Annotated in this window: 17 protein-coding genes and 1 tRNA gene; 11 read left to right on the forward strand and 7 right to left on the reverse strand. The window is 70.6% G+C overall.

All coding sequences use genetic code 11. The features are described from left to right. Nucleotide 1: 1 nt before the first annotated feature. Complete coding sequence (locus tag MUN74_RS12935; protein WP_244852708.1) at nucleotides 2–1,051, reverse strand: pirin family protein; 1,050 nt, start codon at nucleotides 1,049–1,051, stop codon at nucleotides 2–4. Between the two features lie 76 nt (nucleotides 1,052–1,127). Between MUN74_RS12935 and MUN74_RS12940 the strand changes: the two genes are divergently transcribed. Together MUN74_RS12940 and MUN74_RS12945 are read left to right on the forward strand one after the other, a co-directional pair. Next, nucleotides 1,128–1,574: a hypothetical protein gene (locus MUN74_RS12940; protein WP_244852709.1), complete on the forward strand. Its 447-nt coding sequence runs from the start codon at nucleotides 1,128–1,130 to the stop codon at nucleotides 1,572–1,574. A 176-nt stretch (nucleotides 1,575–1,750) separates the two neighbouring features. Continuing rightward, nucleotides 1,751–5,122, forward strand: a complete 3,372-nt coding sequence (locus MUN74_RS12945) for a prealbumin-like fold domain-containing protein (protein WP_244852710.1) — start codon at nucleotides 1,751–1,753, stop codon at nucleotides 5,120–5,122. A gap of 68 nt (nucleotides 5,123–5,190) precedes the next feature. Here MUN74_RS12945 and MUN74_RS12950 read toward each other — a convergent pair whose 3' ends face one another. Then, nucleotides 5,191–5,424: a helix-turn-helix domain-containing protein gene (locus MUN74_RS12950; RefSeq protein ID WP_244852711.1), complete on the reverse strand. Its 234-nt coding sequence runs from the start codon at nucleotides 5,422–5,424 to the stop codon at nucleotides 5,191–5,193. After that, nucleotides 5,424–6,041: a hypothetical protein gene (locus MUN74_RS12955; RefSeq protein ID WP_244852712.1), complete on the reverse strand. Its 618-nt coding sequence runs from the start codon at nucleotides 6,039–6,041 to the stop codon at nucleotides 5,424–5,426. The genes MUN74_RS12950 and MUN74_RS12955 overlap by 1 nt, the downstream gene beginning before the upstream one ends. A gap of 185 nt (nucleotides 6,042–6,226) precedes the next feature. Here MUN74_RS12955 and MUN74_RS12960 point away from each other — a divergent pair, with 185 nt between their 5' ends. The 6 genes from MUN74_RS12960 (at nucleotide 6,227) to MUN74_RS12985 (ending at nucleotide 11,467) form a co-directional block, all read left to right on the forward strand. After that, the gene (locus MUN74_RS12960) at nucleotides 6,227–8,755 is read left to right on the forward strand and encodes an ATP-dependent Clp protease ATP-binding subunit (RefSeq protein WP_244852714.1); all 2,529 of its coding nucleotides are present in this window, start codon (nucleotides 6,227–6,229) and stop codon (nucleotides 8,753–8,755) included. A 119-nt stretch (nucleotides 8,756–8,874) separates the two neighbouring features. After that, nucleotides 8,875–9,336 (forward strand): hypothetical protein, encoded by a 462-nt coding sequence (locus MUN74_RS12965; RefSeq protein ID WP_244852716.1) that lies wholly within the window; start codon nucleotides 8,875–8,877, stop codon nucleotides 9,334–9,336. Further along, nucleotides 9,288–9,713, forward strand: a complete 426-nt coding sequence (locus tag MUN74_RS12970) for a MerR family transcriptional regulator (protein WP_244852718.1) — start codon at nucleotides 9,288–9,290, stop codon at nucleotides 9,711–9,713. The genes MUN74_RS12965 and MUN74_RS12970 overlap by 49 nt, the downstream gene beginning before the upstream one ends. 23 nt (nucleotides 9,714–9,736) lie before the next feature. Next, a complete protein-coding gene (locus tag MUN74_RS12975) occupies nucleotides 9,737–10,240 on the forward strand; it encodes an amino-acid N-acetyltransferase (protein WP_244852720.1) in 504 nt (167 codons plus the stop codon). Nucleotides 10,241–10,351: 111 nt separating this feature from the next. After that, a complete protein-coding gene (locus MUN74_RS12980) occupies nucleotides 10,352–10,996 on the forward strand; it encodes a hypothetical protein (protein WP_244852721.1) in 645 nt (214 codons plus the stop codon). A gap of 63 nt (nucleotides 10,997–11,059) precedes the next feature. Further along, a complete protein-coding gene (locus MUN74_RS12985; RefSeq protein WP_244852723.1) occupies nucleotides 11,060–11,467 on the forward strand; it encodes a dehydrogenase in 408 nt (135 codons plus the stop codon). Between the two features lie 318 nt (nucleotides 11,468–11,785). On the opposite strand, the gene radA is transcribed toward MUN74_RS12985, so the two are convergent. Next, entirely contained in the window at nucleotides 11,786–13,150 is a 1,365-nt protein-coding gene (radA, locus tag MUN74_RS12990; protein ID WP_244852725.1) for a DNA repair protein RadA, read from the reverse strand. Nucleotides 13,151–13,159: 9 nt separating this feature from the next. After that, a complete protein-coding gene (locus MUN74_RS12995) occupies nucleotides 13,160–13,999 on the reverse strand; it encodes an SGNH/GDSL hydrolase family protein (protein WP_244852727.1) in 840 nt (279 codons plus the stop codon). A 117-nt stretch (nucleotides 14,000–14,116) separates the two neighbouring features. Between MUN74_RS12995 and MUN74_RS13000 the strand changes: the two genes are divergently transcribed. Next, nucleotides 14,117–14,207: transfer RNA gene (locus MUN74_RS13000), tRNA-Ser, on the forward strand. 49 nt (nucleotides 14,208–14,256) lie between these two features. Here MUN74_RS13000 and MUN74_RS13005 read toward each other — a convergent pair. Continuing rightward, nucleotides 14,257–14,634, reverse strand: a complete 378-nt coding sequence (locus tag MUN74_RS13005; protein ID WP_244852729.1) for a group I truncated hemoglobin — start codon at nucleotides 14,632–14,634, stop codon at nucleotides 14,257–14,259. Nucleotides 14,635–14,827: 193 nt separating this feature from the next. Continuing rightward, entirely contained in the window at nucleotides 14,828–15,856 is a 1,029-nt protein-coding gene (locus MUN74_RS13010; protein WP_244852731.1) for an NAD-dependent epimerase/dehydratase family protein, read from the reverse strand. Nucleotides 15,857–15,914: 58 nt separating this feature from the next. Between MUN74_RS13010 and MUN74_RS13015 the strand changes: the two genes are divergently transcribed. Together MUN74_RS13015 and MUN74_RS13020 are read left to right on the forward strand one after the other, a co-directional pair. Continuing rightward, on the forward strand, nucleotides 15,915–16,340 hold the full coding sequence (locus MUN74_RS13015; RefSeq protein WP_244852733.1) for a MarR family winged helix-turn-helix transcriptional regulator: 426 nt from the start codon (nucleotides 15,915–15,917) through the stop codon (nucleotides 16,338–16,340). A gap of 68 nt (nucleotides 16,341–16,408) precedes the next feature. After that, nucleotides 16,409–16,963, forward strand: a complete 555-nt coding sequence (locus tag MUN74_RS13020; protein ID WP_244852735.1) for a GNAT family N-acetyltransferase — start codon at nucleotides 16,409–16,411, stop codon at nucleotides 16,961–16,963. The last annotated feature ends 37 nt before the right edge of the window (nucleotides 16,964–17,000 follow it).

Genomic DNA, 17,000 nt, shown 5'->3' on the forward strand with positions numbered 1-17,000 from the left:
CTCAGCTGCGCGGCTTCAGCCGGACCGTCGGCAGCTCGGGTGCGGGCAGCGGGGCGCCCTCGTAGTCGACGTGGCCGAAGCGGCCGTCGGGGTTGTCGCGGCCGATGACCTCGGCCTGCCACTGCCTGCGGTACTCGACGATCTCGTCGTGGTCGCGACCGATGAAGTTCCACCACATCACGAGCTCCTCGCCGAACGGCACGCCGCCGAGCAGGACCACGCGCACGGGGCCGTGCTCTGCGCGCAGGCGCACGCCCTCGTGCCCGACCGGCAGGTAGCCGAGCTCGCTCCACTCGAGGCGCGCCGAGTGACCCGCGACCGCGAGGCCGTCGGCGTCGGCGGGGGAGTCGTCGTACTCGTCGTCGGTGGGGGCGATCGTCACGTGCACGGGCCCGGCGTCGACGAGCACGCCGTGCTCGAACGACGGGTCGAGCTCGATCCAGGCCTCGCCGCCGGCGGGCACGTCGATCTGGGCCCCGACGAGCGGGCTGAACAGGGTCACGCCCGCGTCGTCGCCGATGCCGGGCAGCGAACCGGCGAAGACGCGCACGACCGCGTCGTCGACCTCGATCGGCTCGACGTCGGCGTGCTCGAAGAAGGGCGAGACCCGGCGGGAGGCGTCGGGCAGCGCGACCCAGAGCTGTACGCCGTGCAGCCGCGTCGTCGCAGGCGTCGACACCTCGGAGTGCGAGATGCCCCCGCCGGCGGTCATGAGGTTGACCTGGCCCGGGCGCACGAGTTCGCGGCTGCCGGTCGAGTCGCGGTGCTCGATCTCGCCCTCGAAGAGCCAGCTCACCGTCTGCAGGCCGGTGTGGGGATGCGGCGGCACGACCATGCCGCCCGACACCGCGACGTCGTCGGGCCCGTAGTGGTCGGCGAAGCACCAGGCGCCGATCGTCGTGCGCCCGCGCTGGGGAAGGGTGCGTCGCACGTTCATCGCGCGGGGGCCGCCGAGCGGCACGTCGCGCGGGGCGAGCACCTGCACTGCCGGGCCGCGAGCACCGTCGGGCGGGCAGAGCAGCTCGAGCGGATCCTTCTCCAGATTGCTCATGACGCCAGCCTAATCCGACCCGAACGCACCGCTCGGCTGGCTGATCCGGCGGCATCCGACCGGCTAGCATTGCCGCATGGCTACCTCCGTGCGTCTCCGCCGTGCCGGCCTCGCTGCCGCGGCCCTGGCTTCCGTGTTCCTCCTCGCCGCATGCGCGCCGCCGAAGAGCCCGGCCGAGAACTACTCGGGTGCGCCGGTCTCCGACCACGAGGGCAGCGGCGACGAGGGCGGCGCTGACACGGGCGAGCCGCAGGCCGGATGGGTCGGCGAGGGCGGCCAGCTCTCGGTCACGCTCTGGGGCAGCTCGACGTGCCCGCTCGTCGGCGAGCACATCAGCGTCGTCGAGCCGGCAGCCACGGGCAACCGGGTGGCCATCGACCTCAAGGAGTACCCCGCGAACCAGGTCTGCACGATGGACCTCGTGCCGCACACGACCGTCTTCTGGACCCCGATGGACGTGACGACGACGAAGCCGCTCGTCGTCGAGGTGCAGGGCACCGAGATCACGGTCCCGATCAAGTAAGCGCGAACCGTACCCCGATTCGGCTGTTGGGCGTCCCCCGAATCGGAAATTGCCCCTGAACTGGGGTCAAGACGTTCGGCCTCTCGCCGGTTCGTGAGGGATCCTGCTCCATTAGCGTTGCGTTCACGTGCGCTGTCCACCCGGGACGGCAACCCGACACGTGAGGACGATCTTTCGTGCCCAGACGCAAACTGACGGCTGCCGCAGCCATCGCCGCATTGTTCGGCGCGCTGCTGACACCCGCTCTGCTCGCCACGCCGGCTTCGGCGGTGACGCTGCCGAGCGGCCTCCAGACCGGATTCCAGATCGACGGTGACATGGACGGCGGAACGCTGCCCGACACCTTCGACTGGCACAGCTTCATGAGTCCGCTCCAGCCCGACGGGCCGTCGACGTTCACGTCGCCCGGGCCGTACACCACCGCCCAGGGCTTCCAGTCGACGGGCATCGTGTACGGGACGTCCGGGTGGGACAACGTGACCCTCGACGCCGCGTGCGACGTGCTCGACGCGACGGGTTCGCCCGGCAGTCAGCAGCCGAACACCAATCCGTGGGCGCCCGGCCCGGCGAACGTCAACGCGAAGGGCGACGTCTGCAGCGGCGGCGCGGCCTACGAGGTGATCACCGACGATCAGGGTGACGACCACGTCGTGCTCTACATGTACTGGACGCGGCTCACGGGCAACGGCGACATGAGCACGTTCGAGACGCTCGAAGGCCCCGAGGCCGGACGATGCGACGACTTCCTGGTCGAGTTCAACTACGACTCGACCAACAACGCGACCACGGCCTATGTGCTCAAGTGGACCCCGACGTCCGGCGACGCGTGCGCCGACCCCGACGGGGCGGGCAGCTGGAGCAACACCGGGGCGGTGCTCGACTTCACCGCCGCCGTCGGCCAGCGCACCGAGGGCCCCGCGCCGACGCCGGGTGACCCGGGAACGTTCGGCGAGATCGCGGTCGACCTGTCGGCGGCCGGGCTCTTCTCGCCCGACACCTGCACCGGCTTCGCCACCGGCACCGGCTTCTCGCGGACCGGCAACGCCGAGGGTGCGCAGATCCAGGACTACATCGTTCCGCAGAACCCGCTGGTCATCACCAACTGCGGCGCGCTCAGCATCACGAAGCTCTCCGACCCGCCGGCGATCACCTCGACCGACCAGTTCGACTACACCGTGGAGCGAGCGGGCGGCGGCGACATCTATCCCGACCAGACGACGATCGACGAGTCGCTGCGCATCGGCGAGACCGACGTCTGGCCCGACGTGCTCGCCGGCGAGGACTACACCCTGAGCGAGGTCATCGGCGACGACGTGCCGTGGGAGCTGCTCTCCATGAGCTGCCAGATCGACGACCGCATCATCGTGCTCGACTCGCCCGACGACGTGTTCCCGGTCGAGGCGAACAACGTGACGGCCTGCAAGATCGTCAACACGACCTCGTGGGTGACGGTCGAGAAGCAGACGCTTCCCGACGGCGCCCCCGACACGTTCGGCTTCACGGTCGGCGACACCGCGGTGCAGCTCACCGACGGCCAGACGAGCGCTCCGATCTACTTCAGGCCCGGAACCCAGGTCGCGGTCGACGAGACCGACCTGCCCGAGGGCTGGAACCTCACCGACGTGACCTGCACACCGGAGGGGACCGACACCGCGACCGGCGCCACGGTGACCACGGTCGCCGGCGAGGGCGTGAACTGCGTGTTCACGAACACGCAGAACGGCAGCATCCAGGTGCACAAGGTGGTCGACGGCCAGGAGGGTGCGGTGTTCTCCTACACCGGCAGCTGGCTCGACGACCCGTCGACCTTCGAGATCGACGCGACCGACGGCTCGGGCGACAGCGAGGTGTACTCGGTGGAGCCCGGGACCTACGACCTCTCCGAGGCCGCGCTCGAGGGCTATGACACCACGGGCCTCGTCTGCGTCGACCCCGACCAGGGTACGGCCGCCGACCTGACCGACTACACGGCGGTGCTCGACGTCGACCCCGGCGAGTTCGTCGAGTGCACCTACACGAACACGCAGCGCGGCGAGATCCGCGTCGACAAGGAGACCATCCCCGACGAGTGGAACCAGGACTTCGACTTCTCGCTGACGGGTGAGGACACCGACGAGCAGTTCACGCTCAACGACTCGTCCGACGACGAGGCGAACCCGTGGAGCTCGGGTCTCATCGTTCCCGGCAGCTACGTGGTCGCCGAGACGGTGCCCGCGCACTGGGTGCTCGACTCGATCAGCTGCGGCAGTGCCGAAGGCCCGATGTCGGCCATCACGCTCGAGCCCGGCGCCGTGATCACCTGCGTGTTCACGAACGAGGCGCTGCCCGGCTCCGTGACCGTGGAGAAGAGCGTCGAGGGCGTCGCCGACGGCTTCGAGTGGGCGTTCGACCTCACGATCTCGCCGGTGCCCGGTGAGCAGGCCGGCACCCAGACGGTGAGCGGCACCGGTGAAGGCTCCGACAGTGCCACCTGGACCGGCCTCGTGCCCGGCGACGACTACACGGTCTTCGAGACCGCGGTCGACGGCTGGAACATGGGCGAGATCACCTGCACGGGTGGCGACGGTGCGCTCGAGGACGGCAACGGTGACGCGCCCGGCTTCCAGTTCACCGCCGAGATCGACACCGAGATCGAGTGCGCCCTCACCAACGAGGCCGTGCCCGGCCAGATCGAGGTGACCAAGTCGACGGTCGGCGGAGACGGCACGTTCGACTTCGAGCTCACCCCGCTCGACGCCGAGGGCGCGCCCGCGGGCGACCCCGTCGTCGAGAGCGTCACGACCGAGGGCGGCGAGGGCACCGCGGTGTTCGACGGCGTCCTCCCCGGCGGACGCTTCTCGCTCGCCGAGGCCGACCCGGGTGAGGCCTGGGTCGCCGGCGACCTCGCGTGCACGGTCGACCCCGTCGGCGAAGCCGGCCCGTCGCCGATCGACGCGAACGACTTCACGGTGCAGCCGGGCGACCTCATCGCCTGCGCCATCGAGAACGTCGCTCGCGGTCCGCTCGAGATCGTGAAGACCGTCGACGGCCCGGCCGTGAACAACGGCGACGGCACGTGGGACGTCTCGTACACGATCACGGTCACGAGCCAGTCGGCCACCGACGAGTCGTACGACCTCTCCGACGAGCTGAAGTACGGCGACGGCATCACGGTGCTCGAGGCGTCGATCACCGGCCCCGAGGGCATCGCGATCAACCCCGACTGGGACGGCATCGAGAACCTCGCGGTCGCGACCGCGGTGCTGCCCGCCGGCGAGACGCACGTCTACGCCGTCTCGGTGACCTCCGATGTCGCGTCCGACATCGCTTCGGACCAGGCCGACTGCGCCGTGGCCTCCAGCGACGAGGGCAGCGGCGAGCTGAACTCGGCGACCATCGAGTTCTGGAGCGGCTCGGCGTCGAGCGAGGACTGCGCGCCGGTCACGCCCGAGCAGCCGCCGCTGCCTTCGACGGGTGCGTCGCTCACGGCCGGCTGGCTGGGTCTCGGCGTGATCGCCGCCGGCGGCCTGCTGCTCTTCCTCCGCCGTCGCCGGTCGGTGAAGGCGTGAGCTGAGTAGAGCAACGAACGAGCGGGCCGTCGGGGATTTCCCCCGTCGGCCCGTTCGTCGTTCCCGGGTCAGCGCGAGCGCACCACGAGCAGGTCGCCGACCTCGCACTCGAGCGCCTCGCAGATCGCCTGCAGGGTCGAGAACCGGATGGCGCGCGCCCGGTCGTTCTTCAGCACGCTGAGGTTGACGACGCTGACGCCGACGAGCTCGGCGAGCCGCGTGAGGGTCATGCCGCGCGCCTCGAGCAGTTCGTCGAGACGGCAGTGCACGTCGGAGGCCTCGTCGGGTTCGGCGGGTGCCATCAGACGAGTCCCTCGGTGTCGCGCTGGAGTCGCTCGCCGATCTGGAACGCCGCGCCGACGACCCCGAGGGCGAGCAGGCCGAACATGGCGGTGAAATCGGTCGAGAACAGCACCCCGTCGTACGTGTGGTCGCTCACCGCTGCGAGCGCCCCGTTCACCGACATGGTGGTGAAGAGCGAACCGAACACCCAACCGACCGTGAGCACCGCGGCGCCCGTCCAGACGATCCGGGTGTTCTGGCGCGTGAAGGCTCGGCCGCGCGCGAGGTTCCAGCAGAGCAGGCCGAGCAGCACGATGCCCGCGACGATCGCGACGCCGACGACGATCGGCTGGGCGATGATCGCGAACTGCGTCGCGGCGGCCGGCTGCGGCACCGTGACGATCGCCTGGTCGACCGCGACGTCGACCGCAGCGCCGCCGGGCCCGATCGGCAGCGGCGCGGTCTCGTCGACGAACGGCACGAGCACCGGCACGTCGCGGCCGGGGAGCACCTCGAGCAGTCGCTGGACCATGACCCAGAGGGTGATGGCGATGCCGACCGCGCCGAGGACGATGGTCATGTACATGCCGGCCTGGTCGCTTCGGCTGAGCCGGGTGCCGGTGGTGGGCTGGGACATCCGCTGGTCCTTCCGATCGGGCGATCCTGCACCGCCATATCGAAAAACGATAATAACGATGAACGTTATGTCATGCAAGCGTCATCGCGCTGCGCCCACGGCGAACAGCGGCCCACGAGGCATCCCGAGTGTTTACGCTCGATGTATCGACGTCCCCTGCCCAGTGGGGCCGTGAGGAGTAGAGCATGTTCGAGAGATTCACCGACCGAGCCCGTCGTGTCGTCGTCCTGGCCCAAGAAGAGGCCAAGATGCTCAATCACAACTACATCGGCACCGAGCACATCCTGCTCGGGCTCATCCACGAGGGTGAAGGCGTCGCCGCCAAGGCGCTCGAGTCGCTCGGCATCTCGCTCGACGCGGTGCGCGAGCAGGTGCAGGACATCATCGGCCAGGGCCAGCAGCAGCCCACGGGGCACATCCCGTTCACGCCGCGCGCCAAGAAGGTGCTCGAGCTCTCGCTCCGCGAGGCGCTGCAGCTGGGCCACAACTACATCGGCACCGAGCACATCCTCCTCGGCCTCATCCGCGAGGGCGAGGGCGTCGCCGCCCAGGTGCTCGTGAAGCTCGGCGCCGACCTCAACCGCGTTCGCCAGCAGGTCATCCAGCTGCTCTCCGGCTACCAGGGCAAGGAGCAGGTGCAGGTCGGCGCGAACGAGCAGCAGACCCCGCAGGGCGGCTCGCAGATCCTCGACCAGTTCGGCCGCAACCTCACGCAGGCCGCCCGCGAGGGCAAGCTCGACCCCGTGATCGGCCGCGAGAAGGAGATCGAGCGGGTCATGCAGATCCTCTCGCGTCGCTCGAAGAACAACCCCGTCCTCATCGGCGAGCCCGGCGTCGGCAAGACCGCCGTCGTCGAGGGCCTCGCGCAGGCCATCGTCAAGGGCGAGGTGCCCGAGACGTTGAAAGACAAGCAGCTCTACTCGCTCGACCTCGGTTCGCTCATCGCCGGCTCGCGTTACCGCGGCGACTTCGAAGAGCGCCTGAAGAAGGTCACGAAAGAGATCCGCACGCGCGGCGACATCATCGTCTTCATCGACGAGATCCACACCCTCGTGGGCGCCGGTGCGGCCGAGGGGGCGATAGACGCCGCCTCGATCCTGAAGCCCCTGCTCGCGCGCGGCGAGCTGCAGACGATCGGTGCGACGACGCTCGACGAGTACCGCAAGCACTTCGAGAAGGACGCGGCGCTCGAGCGCCGGTTCCAGCCGATCCAGGTGGCCGAGCCGAGCCTGCCCCACGCGATCAACATCCTCAAGGGCCTCCGCGACCGCTACGAGGCGCACCACAAGGTCTCGATCACCGACGGCGCGATCGTCGCCGCGGCGAACCTCGCCGACCGGTACATCTCCGACCGCTTCCTGCCCGACAAGGCCATCGACCTGATCGACGAGGCCGGCGCGCGCCTGCGCCTGTCGATCCTGTCGTCGCCGCCCGAGCTGCGCGAGTTCGACGAGAAGATCGCCGTGGTCCGCGCCGCGAAGGAGACCGCGATCGAGGAGCAGGACTTCGAGAAGGCCGCGTCGCTGCGCGACGAGGAGAAGAACCTGCTCGGCGAGCGACTGCGCCTCGAGAAGCAGTGGAAGTCGGGCGACGTCAAGACGACCGCGGTCGTCGACGAGGGCCTGATCGCCGAGGTGCTCGCGCAGGCGACCGGCATCCCGGTGTTCAAGCTCACTGAAGAGGAGAGCTCGCGACTGGTCTTCATGGAGAAGGCGCTGCACGAGCGCGTCATCGGCCAGGAGGAGGCCATCTCGGCCCTCTCGAAGACGATCCGCCGCACCCGCGCGGGCCTCAAGGACCCGAAGCGCCCCTCGGGCTCGTTCATCTTCGCCGGCCCCACGGGCGTCGGCAAGACCGAGCTCGCGAAGGCGCTCGCCGAGTTCCTCTTCGACGACGAGGCAGCGATGATCTCGCTCGACATGTCGGAGTACGGCGAGAAGCACACCGTCTCTCGGCTGTTCGGCGCCCCTCCCGGGTTCGTCGGCTTCGAGGAGGGCGGCCAGCTCACCGAGAAGGTGCGTCGCAAGCCGTTCAGCGTCGTGCTCTTCGACGAGATCGAGAAGGCGCACCCTGACATCTTCAACTCGCTGCTGCAGATCCTCGAAGAGGGTCGTCTCACCGACGGTCAGGGTCGCGTCGTCGACTTCAAGAACACCGTCATCATCATGACGACGAACCTCGGCACGAAGGACATCGCGGGCGGCCCCGTCGGCTTCCAGGTCGAGGGCGACACCCGCACCGGGTACGACCTCATGCGCGGCAAGGTGAACGAGGAGCTGAAGAAGCACTTCAAGCCCGAGTTCCTGAACCGCGTCGACGAGATCATCGTGTTCCCGCAGCTGTCGAAGCCCGAGCTGCTGCAGATCGTCGACCTGTTCATCAAGCGGCTCAGCGAGCGCATGCTCGACCGCGACATGACGGTCGAGCTCACGCAGGCGGCGAAGGAGCGACTCATCGAGGTCGGGTTCGACCCGGCGCTCGGTGCCCGCCCGCTGCGTCGCGCGGTGCAGCACGAGGTCGAGGACCGCCTGAGCGAGAAGATCCTGCACGGCGAGCTCAACGCGGGCGATCACGTGCACGTCGACTTCCAGAACGGCGAGTTCGTCTTCACGACGTCGCAGCGGGCGCTGCCCGCGAACGTCGGCGTGAACGCGAACGCGGCGCTCGGTACCGGCACGGCCACGCCCGACCTGGCGGCCGCGTCCGGCGAGTAGACGCGACGGTCTCGGCGGGGCGGGTGCTGCGGCATCCGCCCCGCCGTCGTTCGTACGGTCGGGCGAGCCGGCGCTCCGAATTTGACCCTGCACCATGGTGCAGGGTCGACGCTTGAGGCATGACCCAGGCAATCGTCTCCGACCGACCGACCTTCCCCGCCCAGCTGCCGTCCGCAGGCTGGAGTGCGAGGCCCCGCTGGGGCCTCGCTGGCGCCGTGTACGACCTCGTCGTCACCATCGGCTTCGCGACCCCGTTCACGGCGGCGCTCATCCTCGAACTGGCGGGGCGCGCGCACGACCTGTTCGATGTCCCGGGTGCGCCGGCTCCCGAGCTCGACCCGCTCGCGCTCATGTTCACGAGCATGTTCGGCACGGTCGTCACGATGTGGGCGGTCGCGAGGATCCTGCGCCCCGAGGCGCGGTTCATCGCGATCGACACGGTCGGGCGCGCCGTGTTCTCGGCGCTGATGATCTGGGCGGTGTTGAATGGGCAGAGTGCGACGATCGTCGTGTTCCTGATCGGGGAGATCACGTGGTTCACCCTGCAACTGAGCGGCCTGCTGCGGCTGCGCCGCCGCTGACCTCGGGGCAGCTCGCACACGCCGCGGGCGTCGCGCTCAGCACGGTTCGCTTCTACGAGCGACAGGGGCTCGTGGCCCCCGAACGCCGCACGACGGGCGGGTACCGACTGTTCGAGCCCGAGACCGCACGTCGGGTCCGGTTCATCCGCCGTGCCCAGGAGCTCGGTTTCACGCTCCGCGAGGTGCGCGACGTCCTGCAGCTCTCGGACCGGCCGGAACTCATCGCCTTCGATGACGTCGCCGAGCAGGTCGGAGCCAAGCTCGACGAGCTCGACGAGCGCATCGGCGACCTCCAACGGGTGCGTTCGGCGCTCGCGGCGCTCGTGGCCTCCGGGCCGGTGCATCCTGAGTGCCCGGTCATCGAGGCGATCGCGTGAGCGTCGCCGCCTACGATGGTGCGATGACCGACTTCACGGTGCGCCGCGCGCGCACGAGCGATGTGCCGAAGATCATCGACGTCGTGGAGCCGTTCGTGACCCGACGCATCCTGCTCGGCAAGGAGCGGGTCGACCTGTACGGCGCGATCCAGGAGTTCCGGGTCGCGGAGACCGCCGACGGGCGCGTCATCGGTGCCGGCGCACTGCACGTGATGTGGGAGGACCTCGGCGAGGTTCGCACCCTCGCCGTCGGCGACGGCTGGCTCGGGCGGGGCGTCGGGCACGCGCTGCTCGACGCGCTCGAGGCCGACGCCCGCGACCTCGGGCTCTCGCGCCTGTTCTGCCTCACCTTCGAGGTCGACTTCTTCGGCCGTCACGGCTTCGAGGACATGGGGGCCGAGACGGTCGACCCCGACGTGTACGCCGAGCTCGTGCGTTCGCACGACGAGGGTGTCGCCGAGTTCCTCGACCTCGCGAGGGTCAAGCAGAACACGCTCGGCAACACCCGCATGCTCAAGCTGCTGTAGGGCCGCGCCGCCCCGTCGGGTGCATCCGGCGGGCCATGCTGCCCGTGGGCGTGTCGAAACCCGCCGACCGGATGCCACGGGGCGGGCGCCCCGCGGTCGTACCCTGTGACCATGTCGACGAATCCACCGGCAGGCCGGCAGTCACCGCAGGTGTACCGCCGACGGCGGATCGTGGTGCTGCTCGTGCTGCTCGCGGTCGTCGCCGCGATCGTGCTCATCATCGTGCGGCCGGGGGCGAGCCAGGGCGAGGAGCCCTCGAAGGGCGACGGCAAGCCCGCCGCGACGGCCGGCGAGAAGACGACCGAACCCGAGTCGACGACGATCCCGACCGAGCCGACCGCCGCCGACGGCGACCCGTGCGCGCCCGAGCAGATCGTCGTCGAGCCCATCACCGACAAGTCGTCGTACGAGCCCGGCCAGCAGCCGCAGCTGTCGGTGACGATCGAGAACACCGGTGAGAACGTCTGCGTGCTGAACGCGGGCACGAAGGCGCAGGTCTTCACGATCACGAGCGGCGACGACGTGTACTGGACCTCGACCGACTGCCAGGTCGACGCCATCGACGCCGAGGTCTCGCTCGAGCCCGGCAAGCCGATCTCGTCGAGCACGCCGATCGCCTGGGACCGCACGCGGTCGAGCAAGGAGACGTGCGAGGGCGGTCGCGAGACGGTGCCCGCGGGTGGAGCGTCGTACTACCTCGCGGTGTCGATCGACGGCTTCGACTCGGCCGAGAAGAAGCAGTTCCTGCTCTATTGAGCCGGTCCTGAACGCGTCGCGCTGACGCCGGGAGGAGCATCCGGCCCGGCTACGCTGGATGGCATGGCAGGCAAGGCGAAGAAGAAGGCGAAGCCCCCCGTCGAGTTCCGGTCGCAGGCGCTCGCCGAGGCGCTCGAGCGGCAGGACATGGCCGCCGTCGCCCTCGCCCTGCGCAACGGCAACACGGTCGTGCCGCTCATCAAGCCCGGCCCCCGCGACAAGCCGCTCGACGGCGGCGAGGTGTGGACGTATCGCGACCCGAACACCGGCGAGGTCGCGCTGCTGCTGTTCAGCGACGCGGTCAACAAGCCGGCGAACCTGCCGCCCGCGGTCGGGCTGCACAGCCCGGCCTGGCTGAAGAGCTTCCTCAAGCGGTACGAGTCGACGATCACGACGGTCTTCCTCGACATCGCCGGACCGCACCCGATGCAGGCGTCGCCCACCGAGCTGCTGCGGGCCCTCGAAGTCTGACGTGCGCGGCCCTGCGCCGGATGCAGGATGAGCGGGTCGGCAGGTCCGTATGCGGCGGTGCTCGCCGGCTGGTCCTGTGAGTGTGCGGGTGCGGCGGCGGGTGTCGCGCGATTCGGCAGCGTCGGGATGGAAGATGCAGGATGAGCGGGTCGGCAGGTCCGTATGTGGGGGTGCTCGCCAGCTGGTCCTGTAAGTGTGCGGGATGCGGCGGTCGGACAGACGCGACGCAGCCCCGCGCCTTCGGCGGAGCCGGAGCGGCGCCGAGCCCCAGGCCGTCGCTCGCGGCGTAACGGTGGTGACGGCGGTGCCGGAACCCCCTCAGAAGGCGGCGTCGAGCTCGCGCTGCCGGGCGTCGGTCGAGGCGAGCATCGCACGGGCGACGGCGGCGCGTACGCTGCCGGCCTCGACGTCGAGGATCGTCGTATAGCCGAGTCGGCGTGCCTCGGCCGCGCGCTGCTTGGCCGCGGTGACGGGGCGCACCTCGCCCGCGAGACTGATCTCGCCGAAGGCGGCGATCTCGTGCGGCACCGCCGCGTCGCGCATGGCCGAGGCGATGGCGACCGCGATCGCGAGGTCTGCACCGGGTTCGGCGAGCCGCACGCCGCCGACGGTCGACACGTACACGTCGTGCTCGCCGAGCGCCCGGAGCCCGGCGCGGCGCTCGAGCACCGCGATGATCATCGCGACGCGCGAGGGGTCGACGCCGTTCACGACGCGGCGCGGTTGCGGCGCCTTCGTCGCGACGACGAGCGCCTGCACCTCGACGGGCAGCGCGCGTCGCCCCTCGAGTGCGACGGTCACGCACGTGCCGCTCACCTCGCGCCGCCCCGTCGAGCGGAAGAGGCCCGACGGGTCGGGCACCTCGGCGATGCCCTCGCCCGTCATCTCGAAGCAGCCGACCTCGTCGGTCGGGCCGAACCGGTTCTTGAGCGCGCGCACGAACCGCAGCGCGGTCTGCCGGTCGCCCTCGAACTGGCAGACGACGTCGACGAGATGCTCGAGCAGGCGCGGGCCCGCGATCGAGCCGTCTTTCGTGACGTGGCCCACGAGCAGCACGGGCAGTTGCCGCTCTTTCGCGACGCGGATGAGCGTCGACGCGACCTCGCGCACCTGGCTCGGCTGGCCGGGCAGTCCGTCGGAGAGCGACGACGAGACGGTCTGCACCGAGTCGACGATGAGGAGTTCGGGCGAGACCGCGTCGACCTGGCCGAGGATCGTCGCGAGGTCGGTCTCTGCGGCGAGGTAGAGCTCGTCGTGCAGCGCCCCCGTGCGCCCTGCCCGGAGTCGCACCTGCGCCGTCGACTCCTCGGCGGTGACGTACAGCACCCGGCGCCCGGTCGCGGCGACCCGGGCGGCGACCTCGAGCAGCAGGGTCGACTTGCCGACGCCGGGCTCGCCCGAGAGCAGGATCGCCGCACCGGCGACGATGCCGCCGCCGAGCACCCGGTCGAACTCGCCGATGCCGCTCGGCCGGTGCGCCGCATCGGTCGTCTCGACCTCGACGATGGGCCGGGCGGCGCGAGCGTCGCCGACCTGCACCGCCTTCACCGCGCGCACGATGCCGGTCGACTCGGCGACGTCGACGACCGTGCCCCACTGCTGGCATTCGACGCAGCGGCCGACCCATTTGACGGTGGTCCACCCGCATTCGGTGCAACGGAACGACGAGGTGGGTCTGGCCATGCCCCGAGGTTACCCGCGGCCTCCGACAACGGCGGTGCCGACGCTCGGCGCCGTACCGACGAGCTCCGTCAACTCGGCCACCCGGGCTCCCACGAGCGGGCGGAAGGCCTCCGCCCACACCGCGTAGCCCTCGTCGTTCGGGTGGAACATGTCGCGTGCGAACTGGGTGAGGATGCCGCGCAGGCCCTGGCGCCTGGTCGCCGCGTGCAGGGGTGCGACGGCGAGTCCCCGCTCGCCGGCGGCGTCGTGCAGCAGGCGGTTCGCCTCGGCGACCTTGCGCTCGTTGCTGCGGAAGTGGAAGCACGGCAGCTCGGCCACGATCGCGTGCGACGGTACGACGTCGAGGATCGCGCGGAGGTTGCGGTCGAACTCGCGCGGCGCCCACTCGGCGATGTCGTTGGCGCCGATCGCGACCGTGACGACGTCGGGTTCGAGACCGCGGAACCGCGGCAGCTGGTCGCGCACCGCGAGCGCCGTCGTCGCGCCCGAGACGCTGAGATTGGCGGTGCGGATGCTCCGGCCGGAGGCCGCACGCATGGCCTCGGCCAGCACGCCCACGTAGCCGCGATCGGGCCTCGAAGCGCCGATGCCCTGCGCTGCCGAGTCGCCGATCGCGACGTACAGCAGCTCGCCCGGCTCGGCGCCGCGCTCGCGCCACCACTTCGAGTGCACGGGCAGCGTGTCGTTGAGGGTCGAGCGGCGCAGGGCCACCCGGGCGTCGTACGGGCGGACGCCCGCGGTGCCGAGCACGGTCGACGCGGCGAGCCCGCTGCCGGCCGCGAGCGCGCGCATCGACGGCCGCGGGCGCGGGGGCGCGAAGGCGGTGTCGAGCGGCTCGAGCGTGGTCATGGAGGTGACGGTATCCACGCCCGCTTCGAGGCGGCTGGACGTCGGCTGAGGGATGGCTGGAGGCGTGGCATCCGCCTCGTTTTGGTACTCGGCCCGTCGTCGTCTACTATCGATCCCGGTGACGTGTCCGAGCGGCCGAAGGTGCAACTCTCGAAAAGTTGTGTAGGGTAACCCCCTACCGTGGGTTCAAATCCCACCGTCACCGCCACCGAAGGCCCCGACTTCCGCAGAAGTCGGGGCCTTCGTCGTACCGGTGCTCAGGCGGCGGCTTCGCCCGTCACGACCTGGGCGCGCAGCGGCATGAGCGCGCCGGCGACCTGGCCGATCGTCTCGGCGTCGACGCCCGCCTCGGTGAGCGCGGTCGCGGCGTGGCCGATGACGTTGTCGAAGTCGGCGTCGGTGATGCCGCGGCCGGCGTGGGCGGCGTCGAGGTCGAGCCCCTTGTAGCCGTTGGGGCCGCCGGTGGCCGCGGCGAGGAACATCGCCATGTGGCCCTTCTGCTGCGAGAGGCGGGTCTCGACGAAGTAGGGCGAGAGGGTCTCGTCGGCCAAGATCAGCTCGTACAGGCGGTCGACCACGCTGGCGATGCCGGGGCCTTCGCCGAGCTGCTGGTAGAGCGTCTTCGCTTCGGACATGTTCGGATCTCCGATCGTTTCAGGTGCGACGACGCAACGGGGAACGGCGCCGTTCGCTGGGGGGAGGCCGGCGAGCTGGGGCTGTACCGGCACCGGGCCGACGCTAGCGCGTGATCGCCGGGCAGGACAAGTCCGGGGCGTTCGAACGGCCTGCCGCTCCTTCGCGAGGAGCTCTGTCGTGCCGGTGGGCTCGCTACGCGGCGTCCGCCGGTCGACTCGCCTTCGCGAGGAGGGCCGCCGCCGTGTCGGTGACCGTCTCCGCGGTCGGCCGGGAACGCCAGCCGAGCAGCCCCTCCGCCTTCGACCCGTCGACGAGCGCTGTGCGCCCGAGGCTCGGGGCGAGGAGCGCGAGCTGAGGGTTGAACTTCGCGGCGGCCCTCACCATCAGGTCGGGCATCGTCCGCGACGGCACCCGCCTTGCGATCTCGGTCGGCAGGCCCTCGCGCAGGTATCTGGCCACGTCGATCCACCACGCGAACCCGCCGGCGCCGAGGATGCGCTCGCCCACTACCGCGGCCGAGAAGAGGGCCTCGAGGTGCAGCCGGGCGAGATCGCGGACGTCCACGATGTCCCATCCGATCTTCGGCACGGCCGGCATGGACCCGCTGAGCAGCGCCTCGATGATCCCGGTGGAGCCGTGCGCGCTCGGGGCGCCGAGCATCGGGCCCTGGATGAAGGTCGGCAGAACGGTCGTCAGGTCGAGCCCCCGGTCGTCGGCGATCGCCCACGCGTCGCGCTCCGCGAGGATCTTCGAGTCGCGGTAGGCATCGGTCGGCCGGCCCGTGACCGGCGCCCACTGCGTCTCGTCGTTCGGGGTGGTCTGGCCGTCGATGATCGCGGCGACGCCGGAGGAGGTCACGACCACCCGCCGCACGCCTGCATCCGCGGCGGCGTTCAGCACGTGCCGCACCCCTTCGCGCGCCGGACGGATCGGATCGGCTCCCGCCGCCGTGCCCAGTGGCGAGGCGGTGTGGATGACGCCGTCGGCGCCGGCCACGGCCTGCGCCCAGCCGTCGGCCGAGAGCAGGTCGGCGACGAAGAACTCGATTCCGGATGCGGCATCCCCGACCTGTTCGGCGACCGCTGCGCGCACGACGCGAGCCTTCGCCGTGTCGCGCACGGTCGTGCGGACGCGGTGGCCTCGCTCGAGCAGTCCGGCGATCACCCACGAGGCGAGGTACCCGGTGCCGCCGGTGACGAGGACGGTCTGCGCTGCATCCATGATTGCTCCCGATAATCATTGAAATATTCATTGAATGTGGGAACTGTAGCATCGACACATGGCCGCCGAATCCACTGAGACGCTCGATGTCGTCCGTCGGGTGATGACGCTCGCGAACGCCGTCGGCGGTCTCGCCGACGACGTGCTCGCCGAGTTCGGACTCGCCCCGTCGGTGATGGGCGTCGTCTGGGGGCTCGACCCGGCGTCCGAGTCGCCGACGATGCGCGAACTCGCCACCCGTCTGCGTTGCGATCCGTCGACGATCAGCCTCGCCGCGGACCGTCTCGAGGCTGCGGGGTTCGTCGAACGGGCCCCGCATCCGACCGACGGGCGCAAGCGCACGCTCGCGCTGACCGAACGAGGCCTCGAACTGTGGCATGCCATCGAGGCCCGCATCCACGGCTCCGGCATGATCGACGGGCTCGACGCCGGCGAACGGGCGACGTTGGAGGCGCTGCTGGCGAAGGTGCGGATGCCCCGGTGACCCGCCGGCAGCCGCACGATGAGGACGGGTGCGCTACGTTGCATGGACGAGCGTGAGGTGGAGGCAGGGTGTTCGAACCGGTCGAACTCGACGGGGGCGTCGTCGTGCGTCTGCTCGCCGACGGCGACGGCCCGGCGCTCGCCGCGGCCTATACGCGCAACCGCGAGCACCTCGCGCCGTGGGAGCCTGCGCGCACGGCCGACTTCTTCACCGCGGCCTGGCATGAACGGGATGTCGCGGGCGCGCTGACGCGTCTCGAGGCCGGCACGCTCATCCCGCTCGTGATCGAGGCCGGCGGCGGTGACGACTCGGGCGAGATCGTCGGCCGGCTCAACCTCTCCGACCTCGTGCGCGGGGTGTTCCAGAACGCGAACCTCGGCTACTGGGTCGACGGGCGGCTGAACGGCCGCGGGCTCGCGACGACCGCGGTCGGCATCGCCCTGCACCACGCCCGCGCGGCGGGCCTGCACCGCGTGCAGGCGGGCACTCTCGTGCACAACCTCGCGTCGCAGCGCGTGCTCGAGCGCAACGGCTTCGAACGCATCGGGCTCACCCGCCGCTACCTGCGCATCGCGGGCGAGTGGCAGGACCACGTGCTTTTCGCGCGACTGCTCGAGGACTGAGCGGCGGCTCGCGTCCGCAGGCGCCCGGGCGCCGCGG

It is taken from the genome of Agromyces sp. H17E-10, from assembly GCF_022919715.1.
Classification (GTDB): Bacteria; Actinomycetota; Actinomycetes; order Actinomycetales; family Microbacteriaceae; genus Agromyces.

Coding starts and splice junctions, on each gene's coding strand:
- MUN74_RS12935 (WP_244852708.1), bottom strand. CDS start 1,051: ATGAGCAATCTGGAGAAGGATCCGCTCGAGCTGCTCTGCCCGCCCGAC.
- MUN74_RS12940 (WP_244852709.1), top strand. CDS start 1,128: ATGGCTACCTCCGTGCGTCTCCGCCGTGCCGGCCTCGCTGCCGCGGCC.
- MUN74_RS12950 (WP_244852711.1), bottom strand. CDS start 5,424: ATGGCACCCGCCGAACCCGACGAGGCCTCCGACGTGCACTGCCGTCTC.
- MUN74_RS12955 (WP_244852712.1), bottom strand. CDS start 6,041: ATGTCCCAGCCCACCACCGGCACCCGGCTCAGCCGAAGCGACCAGGCC.
- MUN74_RS12960 (WP_244852714.1), top strand. CDS start 6,227: ATGTTCGAGAGATTCACCGACCGAGCCCGTCGTGTCGTCGTCCTGGCC.
- MUN74_RS12965 (WP_244852716.1), top strand. CDS start 8,875: ATGACCCAGGCAATCGTCTCCGACCGACCGACCTTCCCCGCCCAGCTG.
- MUN74_RS12975 (WP_244852720.1), top strand. CDS start 9,737: ATGACCGACTTCACGGTGCGCCGCGCGCGCACGAGCGATGTGCCGAAG.
- MUN74_RS12980 (WP_244852721.1), top strand. CDS start 10,352: ATGTCGACGAATCCACCGGCAGGCCGGCAGTCACCGCAGGTGTACCGC.
- MUN74_RS12985 (WP_244852723.1), top strand. CDS start 11,060: ATGGCAGGCAAGGCGAAGAAGAAGGCGAAGCCCCCCGTCGAGTTCCGG.
- radA (WP_244852725.1), bottom strand. CDS start 13,150: ATGGCCAGACCCACCTCGTCGTTCCGTTGCACCGAATGCGGGTGGACC.
- MUN74_RS12995 (WP_244852727.1), bottom strand. CDS start 13,999: ATGACCACGCTCGAGCCGCTCGACACCGCCTTCGCGCCCCCGCGCCCG.
- MUN74_RS13005 (WP_244852729.1), bottom strand. CDS start 14,634: ATGTCCGAAGCGAAGACGCTCTACCAGCAGCTCGGCGAAGGCCCCGGC.
- MUN74_RS13010 (WP_244852731.1), bottom strand. CDS start 15,856: ATGGATGCAGCGCAGACCGTCCTCGTCACCGGCGGCACCGGGTACCTC.
- MUN74_RS13015 (WP_244852733.1), top strand. CDS start 15,915: ATGGCCGCCGAATCCACTGAGACGCTCGATGTCGTCCGTCGGGTGATG.